This window comes from Stutzerimonas nosocomialis (assembly GCF_005876855.1).
GTDB classification, from domain to species: domain Bacteria; phylum Pseudomonadota; class Gammaproteobacteria; order Pseudomonadales; family Pseudomonadaceae; genus Stutzerimonas; species Stutzerimonas nosocomialis.
This window is the reverse complement of record NZ_QLAE01000017.1, coordinates 45,878-67,506: the sequence shown is the minus strand read 5'-3', so window position 1 is coordinate 67,506 and position 21,629 is coordinate 45,878. Positions and strand designations below refer to the sequence as shown.

15 protein-coding genes are annotated in these 21,629 nt (G+C 62.9%); 1 reads left to right on the top strand and 14 read right to left on the bottom strand.

The window, feature by feature from the left end; genetic code table 11:
- Positions 1 to 58 precede the first annotated feature (58 nt).
- From DN824_RS12330 to sdhC, 13 genes are all read right to left on the bottom strand, one after another.
- Positions 59 to 505, bottom strand: coding sequence for a PaaI family thioesterase (locus DN824_RS12330; RefSeq protein ID WP_138408701.1), 447 nt, complete (start codon positions 503 to 505; stop codon positions 59 to 61).
- Positions 502 to 996: a PaaI family thioesterase gene (locus DN824_RS12325; RefSeq protein WP_282097006.1), complete on the bottom strand. Its 495-nt coding sequence runs from the start codon at positions 994 to 996 to the stop codon at positions 502 to 504. Before DN824_RS12325 ends, DN824_RS12330 begins: the two co-directional genes overlap by 4 nt.
- A complete protein-coding gene (locus DN824_RS12320) occupies positions 993 to 1,742 on the bottom strand; it encodes a DUF599 domain-containing protein (protein ID WP_138408700.1) in 750 nt (249 codons plus the stop codon). Before DN824_RS12320 ends, DN824_RS12325 begins: the two co-directional genes overlap by 4 nt.
- A gap of 113 nt (positions 1,743 to 1,855) precedes the next feature.
- On the bottom strand, positions 1,856 to 3,163 hold the full coding sequence (brnQ, locus tag DN824_RS12315; RefSeq protein WP_138408699.1) for a branched-chain amino acid transport system II carrier protein: 1,308 nt from the start codon (positions 3,161 to 3,163) through the stop codon (positions 1,856 to 1,858).
- 228 nt (positions 3,164 to 3,391) lie between these two features.
- Positions 3,392 to 4,279, bottom strand: coding sequence for a succinate--CoA ligase subunit alpha (gene sucD / locus DN824_RS12310; RefSeq protein WP_138408698.1), 888 nt, complete (start codon positions 4,277 to 4,279; stop codon positions 3,392 to 3,394).
- Positions 4,279 to 5,445, bottom strand: coding sequence for an ADP-forming succinate--CoA ligase subunit beta (sucC, locus tag DN824_RS12305; RefSeq protein WP_138408697.1), 1,167 nt, complete (start codon positions 5,443 to 5,445; stop codon positions 4,279 to 4,281). The genes sucD and sucC overlap by 1 nt, the downstream gene beginning before the upstream one ends.
- Before the next feature lie 149 nt (positions 5,446 to 5,594).
- Positions 5,595 to 7,031, bottom strand: coding sequence for a dihydrolipoyl dehydrogenase (gene lpdA / locus DN824_RS12300; protein ID WP_138408696.1), 1,437 nt, complete (start codon positions 7,029 to 7,031; stop codon positions 5,595 to 5,597).
- Positions 7,032 to 7,124: 93 nt separating this feature from the next.
- Positions 7,125 to 8,354, bottom strand: coding sequence for a 2-oxoglutarate dehydrogenase complex dihydrolipoyllysine-residue succinyltransferase (odhB, locus tag DN824_RS12295; RefSeq protein ID WP_138408695.1), 1,230 nt, complete (start codon positions 8,352 to 8,354; stop codon positions 7,125 to 7,127).
- A 69-nt stretch (positions 8,355 to 8,423) separates the two neighbouring features.
- Positions 8,424 to 11,255 carry a 2-oxoglutarate dehydrogenase E1 component gene (locus DN824_RS12290; protein ID WP_138408694.1) on the bottom strand — a complete coding sequence of 944 codons (2,832 nt, stop codon included), beginning with the start codon at positions 11,253 to 11,255 and terminating at the stop codon, positions 8,424 to 8,426.
- Positions 11,256 to 11,537: 282 nt separating this feature from the next.
- Positions 11,538 to 12,242, bottom strand: a complete 705-nt coding sequence (locus DN824_RS12285; RefSeq protein ID WP_138408693.1) for a succinate dehydrogenase iron-sulfur subunit — start codon at positions 12,240 to 12,242, stop codon at positions 11,538 to 11,540.
- 11 nt (positions 12,243 to 12,253) lie between these two features.
- Complete coding sequence (sdhA, locus tag DN824_RS12280) at positions 12,254 to 14,026, bottom strand: succinate dehydrogenase flavoprotein subunit (RefSeq protein WP_138408692.1); 1,773 nt, start codon at positions 14,024 to 14,026, stop codon at positions 12,254 to 12,256.
- Positions 14,027 to 14,029: 3 nt separating this feature from the next.
- A complete protein-coding gene (gene sdhD / locus DN824_RS12275) occupies positions 14,030 to 14,398 on the bottom strand; it encodes a succinate dehydrogenase, hydrophobic membrane anchor protein (protein ID WP_138408691.1) in 369 nt (122 codons plus the stop codon).
- Positions 14,392 to 14,778, bottom strand: coding sequence for a succinate dehydrogenase, cytochrome b556 subunit (gene sdhC, locus DN824_RS12270; RefSeq protein ID WP_174236501.1), 387 nt, complete (start codon positions 14,776 to 14,778; stop codon positions 14,392 to 14,394). The genes sdhD and sdhC overlap by 7 nt, the downstream gene beginning before the upstream one ends.
- 350 nt (positions 14,779 to 15,128) lie before the next feature.
- Between sdhC and gltA the strand changes: the two genes are divergently transcribed.
- Entirely contained in the window at positions 15,129 to 16,400 is a 1,272-nt protein-coding gene (gene gltA, locus DN824_RS12265; RefSeq protein ID WP_138408690.1) for a citrate synthase, read from the top strand.
- Between the two features lie 242 nt (positions 16,401 to 16,642).
- Here gltA and DN824_RS12260 read toward each other — a convergent pair whose 3' ends face one another.
- Complete coding sequence (locus tag DN824_RS12260; RefSeq protein WP_138408689.1) at positions 16,643 to 21,493, bottom strand: NAD-glutamate dehydrogenase; 4,851 nt, start codon at positions 21,491 to 21,493, stop codon at positions 16,643 to 16,645.
- Positions 21,494 to 21,629 lie beyond the last annotated feature (136 nt).

The window sequence follows — 21,629 nt, the reverse complement described above, 5'->3', positions numbered from 1 at the left end:
TGAAGCCATCTGGGATGAAACGCTGACGGCCTGCCCCGTCACGTCATCCGGCAGCGCCTCAGGGTTCGTCGACCTTGAAGTGGCAGCGGGCGGTTGCGATGGGCTCGGCCTGGGTGGTCTGCCAGGCGGTGATGGCGACGTTGGCGACTCGACGTCCCTGGCGCCAGACCTGGCAGGCAGCGAAGGTGTCACGATAATGACCCGCTCGAAGGTAATCTATCGAGAAGTCGATGATTTTGGGCAAATGTGGCGAGCCCATGAACATCAGCAGGTGCAACAGGGCCGCATGCTCCATGAACCCGGCGATCACCCCGCCATGCAGGGCCGGAAGCACCGGGTTGCCGATGTTGTCCTCGCTTTGCGGCAGGCGGAACACCATGTCATCGCCCAGGCGCAGGCACTGAATGCCGATCAGCTGCGCATAGGGCACCATGCTGATCAGGCCGTCGTAGTCGTTGCTCTCGTGAGCCCGGCGAACCAGCTCCTCCAGACTGACCTCGTTCATGCCGCAGGCCCCCTGCCCTTCTCCATCCCGGGCAACGAAACCGCCTTGCCCATGCGCATGAACGCCCCGACCACGTGGGCGATCGGCTCGTTGATGTCGCGCTGGTAGGCGACGCCGCGGGTGAAGATCACGGTGGGCGTGACGCGATAGCACTCGGCAAAGCCGAACACATCATGGCCGGGCTCGGCCGGGTGCATGTAGTCGATGCGCAGGTCCAGCGTCGGACAGATCTCGAATTCCGGCAGGACGCAGGCGGTGGAAATGCCGCAGGTGGTATCCATCAGCGTGGTGATCGCACCGCCATGGATGCCCCCCGTCTGCGGGTTGCCGATGATCCGTTCGCTGTAGGGCAGACGCAACGTCAGCCCTTTCGCGTCCGCATGCTCGACACGCAGACCGAGCACCTGGCAGTGCCGCAACAGGGAAAGAAAGCGCTGGGTGCGCTCGTATATCAGGCTATCGCCGTTGGGCGACGAATCTGCGGGCATCATGGCGCGACATCTCCACCAGAGCTGGGTTTTGGCTGCTCCGCCATCGGTGCCTGGGTGAACACCATGACCTGGAGCACGTCGGAATGGAATTCGCGGCGGTACAGGATCAGCACCACCCCGGCGGTAACGCCCATGAAGAACCACGGGTTGACGAACCAGCCGAGCACCGCCATGCCGAAATAGTAGGCACGCAGGCCATAGTTGAACTGGTTGGCCGCCATCGAGATGACCCGCGCCGTGCGATCGGAAAACGCGCGCCGCTCCTGATCGGAAACGTTGCGCTCGCCCACCATCGGCGCTGACCCCACCAGCACGGCGGCGAAATTGTACTGGCGCATGCACCAGCTGAACGTGAAGAAGGCGTAGACGAACACCATGGCCAGCGCGAGCAGCTTGATCTCCGACATCCCGCGGCTGACCGGCTGGGCGAACGGCAGGTCGGCGAGCAGCGACACCGCGCGGTCGGACGCACCCAGTACCGTCAGGACACCGGCGAGGATGATCAGCGTGCTGGAGGCGAAGAAGGACGCGTTGCGCTCCAGGTTGCCGATCACATTGGCATCGGCGATGCGGTTGTCGCGCAGCAGCATGCGACGCATCCAGTCCTCGCGGTAGAGATGCAGCACGCTGGCAAGGCATGCCGTATCGCGGGCACGCCAGCTCGCGTAGCGGCTGTAGCCGACCCAGCAAAGGATGAACCAGAAAACCGCGATCAGGTGAGGTGCTGCGTAAGCGTAATTCGACATGGCAACCATGAGAGGCCTTATCCGACAGGCTGATTATAGCCAGCGCGGCATCGCCGACCGAAGCCCCGCCCCGCCGCGACCGCACGCCTGGCCCGGGCGTGCGATCGTGCGGATCAGGCCGCGCGCCGGGAACCCATCAGGCGATCGACGATCACCGCCAGTACCAGGGTCACCAGCACGGGCACCAGCCAGCCCATGCTCTGCTCGGCCAGCGGCAGGCGGGTGAAGACGGAGGGAATGGCCGCGGAGAATCCGGCGGCAGCCAGCCCGTCGACGACGCCGAAGATCAGGGTGACGGCCATCACCGGTACGAACACCCGCGACTGCGACAGCCAGAACCGGTCCAGCAGGCTGAGCCCCACCAGTACGATCGCCAGTGGATAGAGCCCGACCAGCACCGGCACCGAAACGCTGATCAGCTGCGTCAGCCCCTGGTTCGCCACCGCCAGGCTGAACAGCGCGAAGGCGATCACCACGACCCGGTAGGACACCGGCAACAACTGGCTGAAGAATTCACCACAGGCGGTGATCAGGCCGACCGCGGTGGTCAGGCAGGCCAGCGTGATCACCAGTGCCAACAGCAGGCTGCCGGGCGTGCCAAAGGTGTGCTGAACGTATGCGGTGAGGATCTGCCCACCGTTCTGCGCCTCGCCGGCGATCCCCTGGCTGGTGGCGCCGAGGTAGAACAGGGTGAGGTAGACCAGCGACAGACCGATCGCCGCGATCACGCCGGCCACCACCGAATAACGGGTCACCAGCCGCGGCTCGGTGACGCCCCGATCGCGGATGGCCGTGGCGATCACGATGCCGAAGACCAGGGCACCCAGCGTGTCCATGGTCAGGTAGCCTTCCAGGAAGCCCTTGAGCAGCGGCGTGTTGCGGTAGCCTGCGGCGGTCTCGCCGATATCGCCGGCCGGCGCGAACAGTGCTGCCCCACCGAGCACGATGAGCGCGGCAAGCAATACCGGCGTGATGAATTTACCGATGCGATTGACCAGTTGGCCGGGATTGAGCGCGAGGAACAGTACCGCGGCGAAATACAGCACGCTGAACACCAGCAGCGAGCCGGCCGTGCCACCACTGAAGGGCGCGACGCCCATTTCGAAGGCCACCACGGCAGTACGCGGCGTGGCGAACAGAGGCCCGATGGCGAGGTAGACCGCGACCGCCAGCAGCGCGCCGGCGACCTTGCCGAGCGGCGCGGTGAGTCTGTCCATGCCTCCGCCTACCCGCGCCAGGGCGACCACGGTCAGCAACGGCAGACCGACACCGGTCAGCAGGAATCCCAGCGCCGCGCGCCACAGGTGATCGCCGGCGGCCAGGCCAGCGCTGGGAGGAAAGATGATATTGCCCGCGCCGAGAAACAACGCGAACGTCATGAAGCCAAGCGCCAGCAGGTCGAAACTTTTCAAACGAGTCATCAAGAGTAATACCGAACGAAAAAGACGTGAGTGCGGGTTTCCCGAACGGGTAAGGGAAACGTCATCTGCTTCGTGGGCAGAATCATCGAGCCTGCCGGGCACCAGGGTGAGGTGCGTCGGCCATACAGAGCCTGGCATGTGAAGTGCCGGCCTGCGGGTTCATCGTTGACACAAAACACAAAAACAGAGGCCACCCGAAGGTGGCCCCTGTAGCAGAAAGCCCTAACCTCAGGCTTTCTTGATTTCCCAACCGGTCAGCTCGGCCAGAGCCTTGCCGATGTCGGCCAGCGAACGCACGGTCTTCACACCGGCGTCCTGCAGGGCGGCGAACTTCTCGTCCGCAGTGCCCTTGCCGCCGGAGATGATCGCACCGGCATGGCCCATGCGCTTGCCCGCCGGAGCGGTCACACCAGCGATGTAGGACACCACCGGCTTGGTCACGTTGGCCTTGATGTAGGCTGCCGCTTCTTCCTCGGCAGAACCGCCGATCTCGCCGATCATGACGATCGCCTCGGTCTTCGGGTCTTCCTGGAACAGCTTCAGGATATCGATGAAGTTGGAGCCCGGGATCGGGTCACCACCGATACCGACGCAGGTCGACTGGCCGAAACCGGCGTCGGTGGTCTGCTTGACGGCTTCATAGGTCAGGGTGCCGGAGCGCGACACGATACCGACCTTGCCTGGCAGGTGGATGTGACCGGGCATGATGCCGATCTTGCACTCGCCGGGGGTGATCACGCCCGGGCAGTTCGGCCCGATCAGACGCACGCCCAGCTCGTCGCACTTGACCTTGGCTTCGAGCATGTCGATGGTCGGGATGCCTTCGGTGATGCAGACGATCAGCTTGATGCCACCGAATGCCGCTTCCAGGATCGAGTCCTTGCAGAACGGAGCCGGAACGTAGATGACCGAAGCGTCGGCGCCAGTGGCTTCAACGGCTTCCTTGACGGTGTTGAACACCGGCAGGCCGAGGTGGGTGGTGCCGCCCTTGCCGGGAGTCACGCCGCCAACCATCTGGGTGCCGTAGGCGATCGCCTGTTCGGAGTGGAAAGTACCCTGCGAACCGGTGAAACCCTGGCAGATGACTTTGGTGTCTTTATTGATCAGGACGCTCATTACTTACCCTCCGCGGCCTTGACGACCTGCTGGGCAGCGTCGGTCAGGCTGGTTGCCGCGATGATGTTCAGACCGCTTTCAGCGAGCACCTTGGCGCCCAGCTCAGCGTTGTTACCTTCCAGACGGACGACAACCGGAATCTTCACACCGACTTCTTTGACCGCACCGATGATGCCTTCGGCGATCATGTCGCAACGAACGATGCCACCGAAGATGTTGACCAGAACGGCCGCGACGTTGCTGTCGGACAGAATGATCTTGAAGGCTTCGGTCACGCGTTCCTTGGTGGCGCCGCCGCCCACGTCCAGGAAGTTGGCCGGCTTGCCGCCGTGCAGATTGACGATGTCCATGGTACCCATGGCCAGGCCGGCACCGTTGACCATGCAGCCGATGTTGCCTTCGAGCGCAACGTAGTTCAGTTCGAACTTGGCAGCGTGGGCTTCACGCGGGTCGTCCTGGGACGGGTCATGCATCTCGCGCAGCTTGGGCTGGCGGTACATGGCGTTGCCGTCGATGTTGATCTTGGCGTCCAGGCAGTGCAGGTTGCCGTCTTTCTTGATGACCAGCGGGTTCACTTCCAGCAGGGCCAGGTCGTAGTCCTGGAACAGCTTGGCCAGACCGACGAAGATCTGGGTGAACTGCTTGATCTGGTCGCCCTTGAGGCCCAGCTGGAACGCCAGCTCACGGCCCTGGAAAGGCTGAGCGCCCACCAGCGGGTCGATGGTCGCCTTGAGAATCTTCTCGGGGGTATCGTGAGCCACTTTCTCGATGTCCACGCCACCTTCGGTGGAAGCCATGAACACGATGCGACGGCTGGAACGATCGACGACGGCGCCCAGGTACAGCTCCTTGTCGATGTCGGTGCACGACTCGACCAGGATCTTGCTGACCGGCTGACCATTGGCGTCGGTCTGGTAGGTCACCAGGCGCTTGCCGAGCCAGTTGGCGGCGAAGGCCTTGGCGTCTTCGCGGCTCTTGACCAGCTTCACACCGCCGGCTTTGCCGCGGCCACCCGCGTGGACCTGGGCCTTGACGACCCACTCGCTGCCGCCAATCTTGTCGCAGGCCGCAGCTGCTTCGTCGGGAGTATCCACGGCGAAGCCTTTGGAAACAGGCAGGCCGTATTCAGCGAACAGCTGCTTACCCTGATATTCGTGAAGATTCATGCTTATCTACCGTCTTCGTTTGGTATTGCGCATTTCGGCGCTGCAGTACATGCCGCGCCACCTTGTGACTGCACCCAAGTGACAGTCCGACGGCATTCCGCGGTGCTCGCGAAAGCACGACGGGCCGCCGTCCTTGGTTTCTTATTGTTTTAACGTTTCTTGCGGTTGGCGATATGAATCGCGTGACCGTTGACGGCCAGCGCAGCTTCATGCAGCGCCTCGGACATGGTCGGGTGCGAAAACACCATCATGCCCAGGTCCTCGGCGCTGGTGCCGAACTCCATGCCGATCGCGCCCTGCTGAACCAGCTCGGCTGCGCTCGGGCCCATTACGTGGACACCCAGTACGCGGTCGGTCTTCGCATCGGCGATGACCTTGACCAGGCCTGCGGTGTCGTTGGCCGCCATCGCACGGCCGCTGGCCGCGAACGGGAAGGTGCCGACGTTGATTTCGACGCCTTCGGCCTTCAGTGCCTGCTCGGACTTGCCGACCCATGCGATTTCCGGATGGGTATAGATGACCGAAGGAATCAGGTCATAGTTCATCTGTGCCTTGTGACCGGCGATACGCTCGGCAACCATCACGCCCTCTTCCGAGGCCTTGTGGGCCAGCATCGCGCCACGCACCACGTCGCCGATGGCATAGACGCCCGGAACGCTGGTCGCGCAATAGTCATCGACGAAGATGAAGCCGCGCTCGTCCATGTCGACGCCGGCGTCGGCCGCCAGCAGGTCGGCGGTGACCGGACGACGGCCAACGGCAACGATCAGCTTGTCGAACGTCTGCTGCTGCTCGCCTTCGGCGGTAGTGTAGCTGACGGTAACCTGGTCGTTTTCGACCTTGGAGCCGGTCAGGCGGGCACCCAGGAGGATCTTCAGGCCCTGCTTGGAGAGCACCTTGAAGGCTTCCTTGGCGATCTGCTCGTCAGCCGCGGGCAGGAACTTGTCCATCGCCTCGATCACGGTGACTTCGGCACCCAGACGGGCCCATACCGAACCCAGTTCCAGGCCGATGACGCCCGCGCCAATCACGCCCAGCTTGCCCGGAACGCTGGTGAAGTCCAGAGCACCGGTGGAATCGACGATGGTCTTCTGATCGACCGGGGCCGGCGGGATGTCGACCGGCTTGGAGCCGGAAGCGAGGATCACGTTCTCGGCGGCCAGGGTCTGGGTGTTGCCGTCCAGACCAGTCACTTCGACCTGCTTGCCGGCCAGGAGCTTGCCGTGACCTTCGAACACGGTCACGCCGTTGGCCTTGAGCAGCGCAGCGACGCCACCGGTGAGGTTTTTGACGATCTGATCCTTGCGCGCAATCATCGTCGGAACGTCGATCGAGACTTCGCCGGTGGCGATGCCGTGGACGTTGAAGCTTTCATGGGCTTCGTGGAACTTGTAGGAGCTGTCCAGCAGCGCCTTGGACGGGATGCACCCCACGTTCAGGCAGGTGCCGCCCAGCGCGGTCTTGCCTTCCTTGCCCTGGTACTTCTCGATGCAGGCGGTCTTCAGGCCCAGCTGCGCGGCGCGAATAGCGGCCACATAGCCGCCGGGGCCCGCACCGATGACGATCACGTCGAATTTATCGCTCATTTCAAATTCCTCTTTCAGCGTCAAGCGTCATGCTCAAGCTGCAAACGGAGGGCTGCCTGACGTGCAGCCCTGCCTGCAGCTTGCAGCTGTGCATTAGATGTCCAGCAGCAGACGAGCCGGGTCTTCCAGCAGGTCCTTCATGGTCACCAGGAAGGTCACGGCCTCTTTGCCGTCGATCAGCCGGTGATCATAGGACAGCGCGAGGTACATCATCGGCAGGATGACGACCTGACCGTTGACGGCCATCGGGCGCTCCTGAATCTTGTGCATGCCCAGGATGGCGGTCTGCGGCGGGTTGACGATCGGAGTCGACAGCAACGAACCGAACACGCCACCGTTGGAAATGGTGAAGGTGCCGCCGGTCATGTCTTCCATGGTCAGCTTGCCGGCCTTGGCCTTCTTGCCGAAGTCGGAGATGCCGCCTTCGATTTCAGCCAGGCTCATGTGCTCGGCATTGCGCAGCACCGGTACCACCAGGCCACGGTCGCTGGAAACGGCCACGCCGATGTCCTGATAGCCGTGGTAGACGATGTCGCTGCCGTCGATCGAGGCGTTGACGCCCGGCTGGCGCTTGAGCGCTTCGGTCGCTGCCTTCACGAAGAAGGACATGAAGCCGAGGCGCACGCCGTTGTGCTTCTTCTCGAACAGGTCCTTGTACTTGGCGCGCAGCTCCATGATCGGCTTCATGTTGACCTCGTTGAACGTGGTCAGCATCGCCATGGAGGACTGGGCTTCGACCAGGCGCTCGGCGACCTTGGCTCGCAGGCGGGTCATCGGTACGCGCTTCTCGATGCGATCGCCGGCGGCGAAGATCGGTGCGCTGGCAGCCGGAGCGGAAGGCTTGGCGGCGGTGGCCGGGGCGTTCTTCTTGGCTTCGATGGCGGCGACCACGTCTTCCTTGGTCACGCGACCACCCTTGCCGGTGCCCTTGACGCTGTTCGGATCGATGCCGTTTTCTTCGGCCAGCTTGCGCGCGGCCGGAGCGAGGATCTGATCGTCGGCCGACTCGGCGGCAGCGGAGGCCTGAGCAGGCGCGGACGCCGGTGCGGCAGCAGGCGTCGCAGCCGGAGCGGCAGCAGCGGTGGCGCCTTCGTTCAGTTTGCCCAGCAGCTCACCGCTGAGAACGGTATCGCCTTCGTTCTTGACGATTTCAGCCAGTACACCGTCGGCCTCGGCCAGCACTTCCATCACGACCTTGTCGGTTTCGATGTCGACGATCAGCTCGTCACGCTTGACGGCCTCGCCCGGCTTCTTGTGCCAGGTGGCAACGGTACCGTCGGCGACCGACTCTGGAAAGGAAGGGGCTTTGATCTCGATAGCCATTATCAGAAGTCCTATTGATTCGGTTTCTACAGTGGAGCCGCGCCATTCGCGGCCCCACGCACGAAAGGTTTAAACGGTGAACGCGTCCTGCAGCAGCTTCTCCTGCTGTTCGGCATGCATGGAGGCATAACCCACGGCCGGCGAAGCAGAAGCATCGCGCCCGGCGTACTCGAGGAACAGCCCCTGCTTGTGCGCTGTCGCCACACGACGCATGTGATGCTGGCTGCAGTACCAGGCGCCCTGGTTCATCGGCTCTTCCTGGCACCAGACGATGTGCTTGAGGTTCTGGTAAGGCGCGAGCGCCTCGGCCAGATCGTCTTCCGGGAACGGGTACAGCTGCTCGATGCGCACGATGGCGATGTCCTCGCGCCCTTCGTTGCGACGCTTGTCCAGCAGATCGTAGTAGACCTTGCCGCTGCACAGGATCAGGCGCTCGACCTTGGTCGGATCGATCGGGTCGATTTCCGGGATCACCGTCTGGAACGAACCTTCGGTGAGATCCTCGAGGGTCGAGGTCGCCAGCTTGTGGCGCAGCAGCGACTTGGGCGTCAGGGCAACCAGCGGCTTGCGCAGCGGGCGGATCACCTGGCGACGGAGCATGTGATAGACCTGCGCCGGCGTGGTCGGCACACAGACCTGGATGTTGTGCTCGGCGCACAGCTGCAGGTAGCGTTCCAGACGCGCGGACGAGTGCTCCGGGCCCTGCCCTTCGTAGCCATGCGGCAACAGCATGGTCAGACCGCACAGGCGGCCCCACTTGTGCTCGCCGCTGGTGATGAACTGGTCGATCACCACCTGGGCACCGTTGGCGAAGTCGCCGAACTGGGCTTCCCAGATCACCAGCGCGTTGGGCATGGTGGTGGCGTAGCCGTATTCGAATGCCAGTACCGCTTCTTCCGAAAGGAAGGAATCGTACAGGTCGAAACGTGGCTGCCCTTCATAGAGGTGCTGCAGCGGGATGTAGGTGCTGCCGTCCTTCTGGTTGTGCAGCGCCGCGTGGCGGTGCGAGAAGGTGCCGCGACCGACGTCCTGCCCGGTGATGCGTACCGGGTGGCCTTCGAACAGCAGGGTCGCGTAGGCCATGGTCTCGGCGTAACCCCAGTTGATCGGCAGCGCACCGGCGCCCATCTTCTGGCGGTCTTCCAGGATCTTCGAGACCTGGCGCTGGACGACGAAGCTTTCCGGCGTTTCCAGCAGCTTGCTCGACAGGTCCTGCAGCGTCTTCAGATCGAAACGGGTGTCGTGGCGGGCCGTCCAGGCATGCCCCAGGTATGGACGCCAGTCGACGAACAGTTCCTTGTTGGGCTCCTTGACCAGGCTCTTGACCACATGCAGACCGTTGTCCAGCGCATCGCGGTACTCGTCGACCTTGGCCTGGACCTGGCTCGCGTCGAGCACGTTGCTCTGAATCAGCGCATCGGCATACAGCTCGCGGGTGGTGCGCTGCTTGGCGATCTTCTGGTACATCAGCGGCTGCGTGCCACTCGGCTCGTCGGCCTCGTTGTGGCCACGACGGCGATAGCACATCAGATCGATGACCACGTCGCGCTTGAACTGCATGCGGTAGTCGACCGCCAGCTGGGTGACGAACAGCACCGCTTCCGGGTCGTCGCCGTTGACGTGCAGGATCGGCGCTTGAATCATCTTCGCGACGTCGGTCGCGTATTCGGTCGAACGCGCGTCTTCCTGCTTGTTGGTGGTGAAACCGACCTGGTTGTTGATCACGATCCGGATGGTGCCGCCGGTGCGGTACGCACGGGTCTGCGACATCTGGAAGGTTTCCATCACCACGCCCTGCCCGGCCACGGCCGCGTCGCCGTGAATGGTCACAGGCAGGACCTTGTCGCCGACGGCGTCGGTGCGGCGATCCTGGCGGGCGCGAACGGACCCCTCGACCACCGGAGACACGATTTCCAGGTGGGACGGGTTGAACGCCAGCGCCAGGTGCACTTCGCCACCTGCGGTCATGACGTTGGAGGAGAAACCCTGGTGATATTTGACGTCACCGGAGCTCAGGCCTTCGACCTTCTTGCCTTCGAACTCGTCGAACAGGTCGCGCGGGTTCTTGCCGAAGGTGTTGACCAGCACGTTCAGGCGGCCGCGGTGGGCCATGCCGATGACGATTTCCTTGGTGCCGTAGGACCCGGAACGCTGGATGACTTCGTCGAGCAGCGGGATCAGGCTCTCGCCGCCTTCCAGGCCGAAGCGCTTGGTGCCCGGGTACTTGGTGCCCAGGTACTTTTCCAGGCCTTCCGCGGCGGTCAGGCGCTCGAGCAGATGGCTCTTCGCCTCACCGGAAAAGGACGGACGACCCCGCACGCTCTCGAGACGCTGCTGGAACCAGCTGCGCTGCTCGGAATCGACGATGTGGGTGAATTCCGCGCCGATGGTCGAGCAGTAGGTTTCCTTCAGCGCCTGGTGGATTTCACGCAGGGTCGCTTCGTCCTTGCCGAGGGCCAGATCACCGGTACGGAATACCGTGTCGAGATCGGCGTCGGTGAGCGCGTAATGGTTGATCGACAGGTCGGCGGGAACGGGACGCTGGGCGAGGCCAAGAGGGTCGAGCTGGGCAGCCTGATGACCACGCAGACGATAGGCGTGGATCAGTCGCAGCACTTCGACCTGTTTCTTCTCGTGCTCGCTGCTGACGCTGCCGGCCGATATCGGCTGGGCACGGTTGCGGTTCTTGGCCAGCAGGACGAAATGATCGCGAATGGTGGAGTGCGACACGTCGGTCGCGGAGCCGCCATCGGTGGGGAGCTTCTGGAAGTAGGTGCGCCATTCCTCTGGCACAGCGTTGGGATCGTGCAGGTAGAGCTCATAAAGCTCTTCCACATAGGCAGCGTTTCCACCGGATAGGTGGGCACTGTTCCACATGCGCTGCATTACGCTTTCTTGCATGCTTGGTCACCCTCTATAAGGGGACACCACCGGCGTGGAAACCGCAGCATGACTTGCCTGAGTGCTGAGGCAGCGACTCGACCAAGCCACCACGGGCCCCGCAGATAGTCCGGGTACCAGCCCGGATGCCCCTGCTGGTCATCGATTTCAAGGCGAATTCCGAGCTTTTTGAGCCCGGTTTCCGGCTAAAACTACGGCGCCGAGGACATCGGCGCCGCAGGTGTTACATTCACCTCTTACTGGAGGCCACGGCGAGATTCGCCACGACATCCGCAGAGGCTATCAAGTACCGCTCTGCAGCAGCATGTTACGCACGTGACCAATGGCCTTGGTCGGGTTCAACCCTTTCGGACAAACGCTGACGCAGTTCATGATGCCACGGCAGCGGAAGACGCTGAACGGGTCGTCCATCGACGCCAGACGCTCTTCGGTGCGGGTGTCACGGCTGTCCGCCAGGAAGCGGTAAGCCTGCAGCAGGGCCGCCGGACCGAGGAACTTGTCGGGATTCCACCAGAACGAAGGGCAGCTGGTGGAGCAGCACGCGCACAGGATGCACTCGTACAGACCGTCCAGCTTCTCCCGGTCTTCCGGCGACTGCAGTCGTTCGATAGCAGGAGCCGGGGTATCGTTCATCAGGTAAGGACGAACTTTTTCGTACTGCTTGTAGAAGATGCCCATATCCACGACCAGGTCGCGGATGACCGGCAGACCCGGCAGCGGACGAACCACCAGCCGGTCACCCTTGACCACTGCGGACAGCGGGGTAATGCAGGCCAGCGCGTTCTTGCCGTTGATGTTCATGCCATCGGAGCCGCAGACACCTTCACGGCAAGACCGGCGGTAGGAGAAACCCTGGTCCTGCTCCTTGATGAGTGCCAGCACATCCAGAACCATCACGTCTTTACCATCGGTATTGACCTGGAAGTCCTGCATGAACGGTTTTTCGTCCTGATCCGGGTTGTAGCGATAAACGCTCACTTTCAACATATCGGCCACCCTTAATAAGTCCGAACCTTGGGTTCGAATGCCGGAACGGTCTTCGGAGCGAAGTTCACAGCACGCTTGGCTACGCGTTTCTCACCCGGGAAGTAGAGGGTGTGGCACAGCCAGTTCTCGTCATCACGCTCCTCGAAGTCTTCACGAGCATGGGCACCGCGCGACTCCTTGCGATTTTCCGCGGCGATGGCGGTAGCCTCTGCGACTTCCAGAAGGTTCTGTAGTTCCAGCGCTTCGATACGAGCGGTATTGAAGGACTGGCTCTTGTCGGCGATCTTCACGTTGGCGATGCGCTGACGCAGATCTTCGAGCTGGGCGATGCCCTTCTGCATGTACTCGCCGGTGCGGAACACACCGAAGTAGTTCTGCATGCAGCTCTGCAGTTCCTTGCGCAGCGGCGCGACGTCTTCACCGGTGCTGCGCTCGTTGAGCGAAGCCAGACGGTTGAGCGCGACGTCCAGATCGGTCTCGCTGGCGCCACGGTATTCGATGCCTTCCTTGAGCGCCTTTTCCAGGTGCAGCCCGGCAGCACGACCGAAGACCACCAGGTCGAGCAGCGAGTTGCCACCCAGGCGGTTGGCGCCATGTACCGACACGCAGGCGACCTCGCCCACGGCGAACAGGCCTTCGATGATGGCGTCGTTGCCGTTGGCATCCTGGGTGATCGCCTGGCCATGGATGTTGGTGGCCACGCCGCCCATCATGTAGTGGCAGGTCGGAACAACAGGAACCGGAGCCACCACCGGATCGACATGAGCGAAGGTCTTGGACAGTTCGCAAATGCCGGGCAGGCGGCTGTGAAGCACTTCTTCGCCCAGGTGATCGAGCTTGAGCATCACATGGTCGCCATCCGGGCCACAGCCGTTGCCGGCGATGATTTCCTTGACCATCGAACGGGCGACCACGTCGCGACCGGCCAGGTCCTTGGCGTTCGGCGCGTAACGCTCCATGAAGCGCTCGCCGTGCTTGTTGATCAGGTAGCCACCCTCGCCGCGGCAACCCTCGGTGACGAGGACGCCCGCGCCGGCGATGCCGGTCGGGTGGAACTGCCACATTTCGATGTCCTGCACCGGCACGCCCGCACGCAGGGCCATGCCGACGCCGTCACCGGTATTGATCAGCGCATTGGTGGTCGACGCATAGATGCGGCCCGCACCGCCAGTGGCCAGGACAGTGGCCTTGGAGCGGATGTAGACGGTTTCGCCATTCTCGATGCAGATGGCGATGATGCCGACGATGGCGCCGTCCTGGTTCTTGACCAGGTCCACGGCGTACCACTCGTTGAGGAACGAGGTGCCGGCCTTGAGATTGCCCTGATAGAGGGTGTGCAGCAGCGCGTGACCGGTACGGTCGGCTGCGGCGCAGGTACGGGCAGCCTGGCCGCCCTTGCCGAAGTCCTTGGACTGACCGCCGAACGGACGCTGATAGATGCGACCCTGCTCGGTACGGGAGAACGGCAGACCCATGTGCTCGAGCTCGAAGACCGCCTCGGGACCGACGGAACACATGTACTCGATGGCGTCCTGGTCACCGATGTAGTCGGAGCCCTTGACGGTGTCGTACATGTGCCAGCGCCAGTCGTCGTTCGGGTCGGCCGAAGCGATGGCGCAGGTGATGCCACCCTGCGCGGAAACGGTGTGCGAGCGAGTCGGGAAAACCTTAGTTACTACGGCAGTCTTGTGGCCGGACTGGGCAAGCTGCAATGCTGCGCGCATACCGGCACCGCCGCCGCCCACAATGATGGCGTCGAAGGAAAGCGTACGAATATTAGCCATGAATCAGATACCCCAGAGAATCTGCACGCCCCAGACGAAGAATGTGAACATCGCGATGCCACATACCGCCTGGAACAGGAAACGCACACCGGTCGCCCACTTGCCGATGGCCATCGTGGTCAGGTAGTCGGTGGAAATGGTCCACATGCCGACCCACGAGTGCACGCTCAGGGAAACAAGCGCCAGCAAGCTGAAGATGCGCATCCAGTTGTTGGAAAAGAGCGCATGCCATTCCGCGTAGCCGAGGCCCGGGTTAGAAACGAGGTATCCGAGAAGAAACAGGAAATAAGCCGCAAGAACCACTGCCGAAACGCGCTGAGCCATCCAGTCATAGAGACCCGAACGCGACAGGTTGGTGACGTTGGTTACCATATCCACACTCCCGCCAGAACGATCAGCACCGCGGAGACGGCGAGAACAATTTTCGAGCCCAGCTTGCCGCCCTGGAGCGTCTCGCCATGGCCGGTGTCCATGATCAAGTGACGGATACCCGCCACCAGGTGGTACAGCAGTGCGGACAGAAGTCCCCAGATCACGAGCTTGGCGAGCGGACTGGCAAGGTAATCCTGAACGCGCCCGAAGCCTTCCTCGGAAGACAGGGAGGTGTCCAGCGCAAGCAGCAGTATGGCGATACCAAGGAACAGGATCACACCGGATACACGATGCAGGATCGACGTGTAGGCAGTGATGGGGAGTTTGATAGTCCTAAGATCGAGGTTTACAGGTCTTTGGCTTTTCACGGCGTTTTTCACACTTGAGAGCCCCAAAAGACGCAGGGCAAAGTTGTTGGGATGAGCACTGGAATGTGCCCGCTACCCACGAGTGACAACCTGCAGTTATCGGCTGGCAAGGCCCCTGCCGGTCGGTCGCCGAGTATAAACAGTTAGGTCGCTAATGACAATGTGGTGAAGTGCCACCAAGTGCCGATTGCGGCACCTATATAAATGTCGTAAACAGCGGAGCAAACACACAGAACAGACGCGATGAAGGCGTCTGCGCAGAGGCTTCTCGCAAATTGACTTTGAGATTTATCTCACTATAGTGATGCGGGCCCTGCGTGGGGGGCTTCTGATGATTCCAAGCATAAGACAGGAGGCCATACATGGCTGACAAAAAAGCGCAGTTGATCATCGAGGGCGCAGCCCCCGTCGAACTGCCCGTTTTATCCGGCACCGTAGGCCCTGATGTCATCGATGTTCGAGGCCTGACCTCCACGGGTCAGTTCACCTTCGACCCGGGCTTCATGTCGACCGCCTCTTGCGAGTCCAAGATCACCTATATCGATGGTGACAAGGGCGTCCTCCTCCACCGTGGCTACCCCATCGAGCAGCTCGCCGAGAAGTCCGACTATCTCGAGACCTGTTACCTGCTGCTCAATGGCGAACTTCCCAGCGCAGAGGAAAAGGCTGCTTTTGTCAGCACGATCAAGAACCACACCATGGTTCATGAGCAGCTGAAGACCTTCTTCAATGGCTTCCGCCGCGATGCACACCCGATGGCCATCATGTGTGGCGTGATCGGCGCGCTCTCGGCCTTCTATCACGACTCGCTCGACATCAATAACCCGCAGCATCGCGAAGTTTCCGCGATGCGCCTGGTTGCCAAGATGCCGACCATCGCCGCCATGACGTACAAGTACTCCATGGGCCAGCCGATGATGTATCCGCGTAACGACCTGAACTACGCGGAAAACTTTCTGCACATGATGTTCAACACGCCGTGCGAGATCAAACCGATCAGCCCGACGCTGGCCAAGGCGATGGACCGGATCTTTATCCTCCACGCCGACCATGAGCAGAACGCCTCGACGTCCACCGTCCGCCTGGCCGGCTCCTCGGGGGCCAACCCGTTCGCCTGCATCGCCGCCGGCATCGCTGCGCTCTGGGGCCCGGCCCACGGCGGCGCCAACGAAGCCGTACTGACCATGCTCGACGAGATCGGCGACGTCTCGAACATCGAGAAGTTCGTGGCCAAGGCCAAGGACAAGGACGACCCGTTCAAGCTCATGGGCTTCGGTCACCGTGTCTACAAGAACTTCGACCCACGCGCCAAGGTCATGAAGCAGACCTGCGACGAGGTCCTGGCGGAGCTGGGCATCAACGATCCCCAGCTGGAACTGGCGATGAAGCTCGAGGAAATCGCGCGCAACGACCCCTACTTCGTCGAGCGCAACCTCTACCCGAACGTCGACTTCTACTCGGGCATCATCCTCAAGGCGATCGGCATTCCGACCAGCATGTTCACCGTGATCTTCGCCCTGGCGCGCACCGTGGGCTGGATCTCCCACTGGAAGGAAATGCTCTCCGGCCCGTACAAGATCGGCCGCCCGCGCCAGCTGTACACCGGGCATCCTCAGCGCGACATGCCGCGCTAAGCCGCACCCACCCGGGACCGCCTTGCAGCTTCCCGGGCCGCTTCCCTCGAACGCCCGGTGCATTGCATCGGGTGTTTGCGTTTCAGGGCCTGGCAAAAGGCCGCAGCCGTCGTAGCCGCTTCGATCACGCAAGCAATGCCGAACCGAGCCTTCATGGCAGGCGAGCCTCATGTGCCGCTGGGCACCGCCGAGCCGTAAAAAAGAAAGCCCCGCCGAAGCGGGGCTTTTCATGCGGTCAACCTTCAGGGTCGGCTACCGCTTTGCGCCAGATCCTGCAGCTCGCGACTGGCGACCACGTACATCGCGTAGTCGACGTCCCCCGCGCTGCGCAGCTCTCCGAGAATCGCCTTCCAGCGTTCGACCAGCGCCGGACGCTGTGCGAGCCACAGCGCCACGCGCGCATCGAACTCCTCGGGACCGTCGGACATGCGCAGTACCGAGACGGTAATGCTGCGCTGCTGGTTATCCAGGTCGTCGCGGAAGCCTTCACGCGCCAGCGCCTGCCAGTTGTTGCGTACCGGCAGGTTGGTCAGCTGGTGCATGTACCAGGACAGATCGAGCGCACCGCCCACCGAGAAGTAGGCCGACGCGACATTCTCCAGGGTTTCGCCGGTGACCTCGGCCGCCTCGATGATCGGCAGCAGCGTGTAGAGGTGGCTGGTGCCTGCGACCATGCGCGCCAGCTCCTCGGGGACGCCCGCCTCGACGTACTGACCATAGCGTGCCTGCCACAGCTCGTGGGGCGGGCCTTCGAGCAGCTCGTCCAGGCGGATCGACAGCGCCTCGACCCGCGGACCGAAGTGCTGCACGTCGCGCGCGGCGTCGAGTTCGTCGCGGCGGTTGCGCAGGAACCAGCGTGTGGCACGCCGCCCGAGCCGGGTCAGCTCGTTCATCAGGGTGAGTTGAAGCTGCGCGGGGACCTGATGGTCGAGCGCCTCGATCTGCCGCCACCAGTGCGGCAGGCGGAACACGTCGCGCACCACGATATAGGCACTGGCCACGGCCGCCTGGCTCATGCCGGTAGCCGACTTCAGGCGATGGGCGAAGGTGACGCCCATGTTGTTCACCAGGTCGTTGGCGATCTGGGTCGCGACGATTTCCCGCTTGAGGCGATGCCGGTACATGGCCTCGCCGAAGCGTTCGGCCAGCAGCGGCGGGAATGCCGTTTCCATCTCCCGGGCGAAATAGGCATCGTCCGGCACGCTGGACTTGAGCAGCGCGTTCTTCAGGTCGATCTTGCTGTAGGAGATCAGCACCGACAGCTCGGCACGCGTCAGCCCCTTGCCCTGCGCCGCCCGCTCATCCAGCGCCTCGTCCGAGGGCAGGAACTCGAGGTGGCGGTCGAGCAGCCCGTCGGCCTCGAGCGCGGCGATCAGACGCTTGTACTCGCCGGCCCGCTCATGCGCATGGTGTTCGGCCTGGGAAAGCGCCTGGGTCTGCTTGTAGTTATCGTGGATCACCAGCTCGGCGACCGAGTCGGTCATTTCCATCAGCAACTGGTTGCGCTGCTTCTCGGTCATGTCGCCCGCGCTGACCACCTCGTTGAGGAGAATCTTGATGTTCACCTCATGGTCGGAGCAGTTGACTCCACCGGCGTTGTCGATGAAGTCGGTATTGCTGGCGCCGCCGTGCAAGCCGTACTCGACGCGGCCCAGCTGGGTCATGCCGAGGTTGCCGCCCTCTCCCACCACCTTGGCGCGCAGTTCGTTGCCGTTGACGCGCAGGGCATCGTTGGCCTTGTCGCCCACATCGGCGTGGGTTTCTTCGCTGCTCTTGACGTAGGTGCCGATGCCGCCGTTCCAGAGCAGATCCACCGGCGCCTTGAGCAGCGCATTGAGCAGCTCGGTGGGCGTCAGCTGGTCGGCGCTGATATCGAAGCGCTCCTTCATCTGCGGGGTGATGGCGATGCTCTTGGCCGAGCGCGAGAACACCCCGCCTCCTTCGGAAATCAGCGAGGCGTCATAGTCGGTCCAGGCGGAGCGCGGCAGGTCGAACAGGCGCTGGCGCTCGAGGAAGCTGCGCGCGGCGTCCGGATTCGGGTCGATGAAGATATGCAGGTGGTTGAACGCAGCCACCAGCTGCAGCGTGCTGGACAGCAGCATGCCGTTGCCGAACACGTCGCCCGCCATGTCGCCGATGCCGATCACCGTCACCGGGTCGGTCTGCACGTTGATGCCGCGCTCGCGGAAATGCCGCTGCACCGAGACCCAGGCACCCTTGGCGGTGATGCCCATCTTCTTGTGGTCGTAACCGGCCGATCCGCCGGAGGCGAAGGCATCGCCGAGCCAGAAGTCGTACTCGGCGGCGATGCCGTTGGCGATGTCGGAGAAGGTCGCGGTGCCCTTGTCGGCCGCGACGACCAGATAGGGGTCATCCTCGTCGTAGCGCAGCACGTTGGCCGGCGGAACGACCATGCCTTCCTTGAGGTTGTCGGTGATGTCCAGCAGCCCGCTGATGAAGATGCGGTAGCAGGCGATGGCCTCGGCCTGGATCTCATCCCGCGAGCCGGCGGCTGGCAGCCGACGCGGAACGAATCCGCCCTTGGCGCCTCCCGGGACGATCACCGCGTTCTTGACCTGCTGGGCCTTGACCAGGCCGAGCACTTCGGTGCGGTAATCCTCTTCGCGATCGGACCAGCGCAGGCCGCCGCGCGCCACCTTGCCGCCACGCAGGTGCACACCCTCGACCCGGGGCGAATAGACGAAGATTTCGAACTTCGGCGCCGGCCTCGGCATCTCCGGGATGGCGCGCGGATCGAACTTGAAGCTGATGTAGCTCTTGGCTTTGCCTTCGGCATCCGGCTGGTAGAAGTTGGTGCGCAGCGTGGCTTTGATCAGCGCCAGGTAGCGGCGCAGGATGCGGTCTTCGTTGAGTACCGCGACATCGTCGAGGGCGGCCAAAATGGCCTGCTCGAGGCGCTGCTGCTTGTCAGCCAGGTCTTCTTCGCCGAGCTTGCGCGCCAGGTAGAAGCGCATCTTGAACAGACGCACCAGCTCGCGGGTCACCGTGGTGTGGTTGAGCAGCGCGCTGGCGATGTAGCCCAGGTCGAAGCCGATGCGGATCTGCTTGAGATAACGCGCATAGGCCCGCAGCAGAGCCACTTCGCGCCAGGTCAGGCCAGCGGTCAGGATCAGCCGGTTGAACGCGTCGTTCTCGGCCAGCCCGTTGCTGATATTGATGAAGGCGTCCTGCAGCGGCTCGTTGATCTCCAGCAGGTCGATCTCGAGCCCTTCGGCATAGGTGAAGGCGAAATCGTGAATCCAGTACTCGCGGCCATTACGGTGGCGCAGGCGGTACGGGAATTCGCCGAGCACGCGCAGCCCGAGGTTTTCCAGGATCGGCAGCATGTCCGACAGGGCCAGCGGGTTGTCGATGCGGTAGATCTTGCAGTGCAGGCGGTTCTCCACCGCCGTGATCGGCTGGTAGAAGCTCATCACCAGCGGGCGCTCATCGCTCAGGCTGAGCACGTGCTGCATGTCGACGGCAGCGGAGTTGGGCGTGAAGCGCTCCTGGTAGCCGGCTGGGAAGCCCTTCGGGAAATCGGCCAGCAGCATGGTGCCCTGGGCCTCGCCGAACCGCTCGACGACCAGGCTGGTGTATTCGTCCTGCCAGGTGCGGCAGGCCTGTATGACTTCCTGCTCCAGCCGCGCGGTATCGATGTTGAGCGGCTGCGAGGGGTCGATGCGAAGGATGAACTGCACCCGCGTCAGCACCGACTCGGAGAAATAGGTCCAGAACTCGCAGTCGCTCGCCTTGAGGCGATCCATCAGGACCTGCTGGATGCGCAGGCGCGTTTCGGTGGAATAGCTGAAGCGCGGCACGTAGACCAGGCAGTAGCAGAAGCGGCCGTAGGGATCGGTGCGCAGGAACAGGCGCAGCTTGTTGCGCTCCTGGATCTGGACGATGGCGATGGCGGTGTCGAACAGCTCGTCGATCGGCGTCTGGAACAGCTCGTCGCGCGGGAGCACTTCGAGCACCTGGGCCAGTTCCTTGGCCAGGTGCGCCGAGTGATCGAAGCCCGCGCGGTGCACGATGACCTCGACCTTGCGCCGTATATAGGGAATGTGGCGCACGCTCTGGGTATAGACCGCCGAGGTGAACAGCCCCATGAAGCGGCATTCGCGGATCACCCGCCCCTGCTCGTCCATCTGCCGGATCGAGACGAAATCCGGATAGGCCGGACGGTGCACCCGGCTGGGAATCGCCGCCTTGGCGAATGACAGCAGCAGCGGCTCGTTCAGGTAGGCCACCGCCCTTGGCTCGATGTGCAGGTCGGTCTCGGCCAGGCCCGTGCGAAGCCGCTTGGACAGGCCCAGCAGCGAACCTTCGTCATAGACCAGGCGCCCACCGTCGTCACGGGGCTCGACGGTGAATTCCTCGTAACCGAGGAAGGTGAAGTTGTTATCCACCAGCCAGTCGAGGAATGCCTTGATCTCGGCCAGCTCGACGCCCTCGATCTGCAGCGAGCTGCCGTCCACCAGCTGCTGCAGTTGCGCCGCCTTGGCCTTCATCGCGGCGAAATCGCCAACCGCCAGGCGGACATCGGCCAGCACGCTGAGCAGCGCCTGCTCCAGCTCGCGCAGCGCGGCGGCACCGGCGCAGCGGTCGATCTCGATGAAAATCACCGATTCGGCACGGCTACCGGCGCTGTCGGCGCCCCGGGGCAGGACTTCCTGGAGCACGCCATCGTCATCGCGGCGGACCTTGAGCACGCTGTTCTGCAGGGTGTGGATGCTGAAGCCGCGGCGGGTCAGCTCCATGCGCACGGAGTCGACCAGAAACGGCATGTCCGGATGCAGGACCTCGACCACCGTGTGGGTCGATTGCCAGCCATGCTTCTCGTAATCGGGGTTGAAGACACTGACCTCGGGGGTCGCCGGGTCGAAGCGTTCGAGCAGTCGCCAGGTTGCCAGGGTCGAGCCGACCAGGTCGGTCATGCGGCGCTCGGTGAGTTCGGAGAGGGATGTGATGCCAAAGAACTGTTCGGCGAAGAGCCCTACTTGTGGCAGTAGCTCCTCACCGACATGCTGCGCCAGTGCCACTTGCAGTTGGTGCTGAAAGTCGGCTTTGCTGGCCGCTGTAAAGAACGCCATTGATCAACTCCGTTTGGCTTGCTGAAAAGAGGTCCCCGGTAGTGACTGACCCCACAGGACGATGGTTCCACGTTAGTCTAGACGGCGGCAGATGCAGTAAAGTGACACTCTTTTTCACGCCTTTTTACGTTGCCTG

Coding starts and splice junctions, on each gene's coding strand:
- sucC (WP_138408697.1), bottom strand. CDS start 5,445: ATGAATCTTCACGAATATCAGGGTAAGCAGCTGTTCGCTGAATACGGC.
- odhB (WP_138408695.1), bottom strand. CDS start 8,354: ATGGCTATCGAGATCAAAGCCCCTTCCTTTCCAGAGTCGGTCGCCGAC.
- DN824_RS12330 (WP_138408701.1), bottom strand. CDS start 505: ATGAACGAGGTCAGTCTGGAGGAGCTGGTTCGCCGGGCTCACGAGAGC.
- sdhD (WP_138408691.1), bottom strand. CDS start 14,398: ATGGTAACCAACGTCACCAACCTGTCGCGTTCGGGTCTCTATGACTGG.
- lpdA (WP_138408696.1), bottom strand. CDS start 7,031: ATGAGCGATAAATTCGACGTGATCGTCATCGGTGCGGGCCCCGGCGGC.
- DN824_RS12325 (WP_282097006.1), bottom strand. CDS start 996: ATGATGCCCGCAGATTCGTCGCCCAACGGCGATAGCCTGATATACGAG.
- DN824_RS12260 (WP_138408689.1), bottom strand. CDS start 21,493: ATGGCGTTCTTTACAGCGGCCAGCAAAGCCGACTTTCAGCACCAACTG.
- DN824_RS12285 (WP_138408693.1), bottom strand. CDS start 12,242: ATGTTGAAAGTGAGCGTTTATCGCTACAACCCGGATCAGGACGAAAAA.
- brnQ (WP_138408699.1), bottom strand. CDS start 3,163: ATGACTCGTTTGAAAAGTTTCGACCTGCTGGCGCTTGGCTTCATGACG.
- DN824_RS12290 (WP_138408694.1), bottom strand. CDS start 11,255: ATGCAAGAAAGCGTAATGCAGCGCATGTGGAACAGTGCCCACCTATCC.
- sucD (WP_138408698.1), bottom strand. CDS start 4,279: ATGAGCGTCCTGATCAATAAAGACACCAAAGTCATCTGCCAGGGTTTC.
- DN824_RS12320 (WP_138408700.1), bottom strand. CDS start 1,742: ATGTCGAATTACGCTTACGCAGCACCTCACCTGATCGCGGTTTTCTGG.
- gltA (WP_138408690.1), top strand. CDS start 15,129: ATGGCTGACAAAAAAGCGCAGTTGATCATCGAGGGCGCAGCCCCCGTC.
- sdhA (WP_138408692.1), bottom strand. CDS start 14,026: ATGGCTAATATTCGTACGCTTTCCTTCGACGCCATCATTGTGGGCGGC.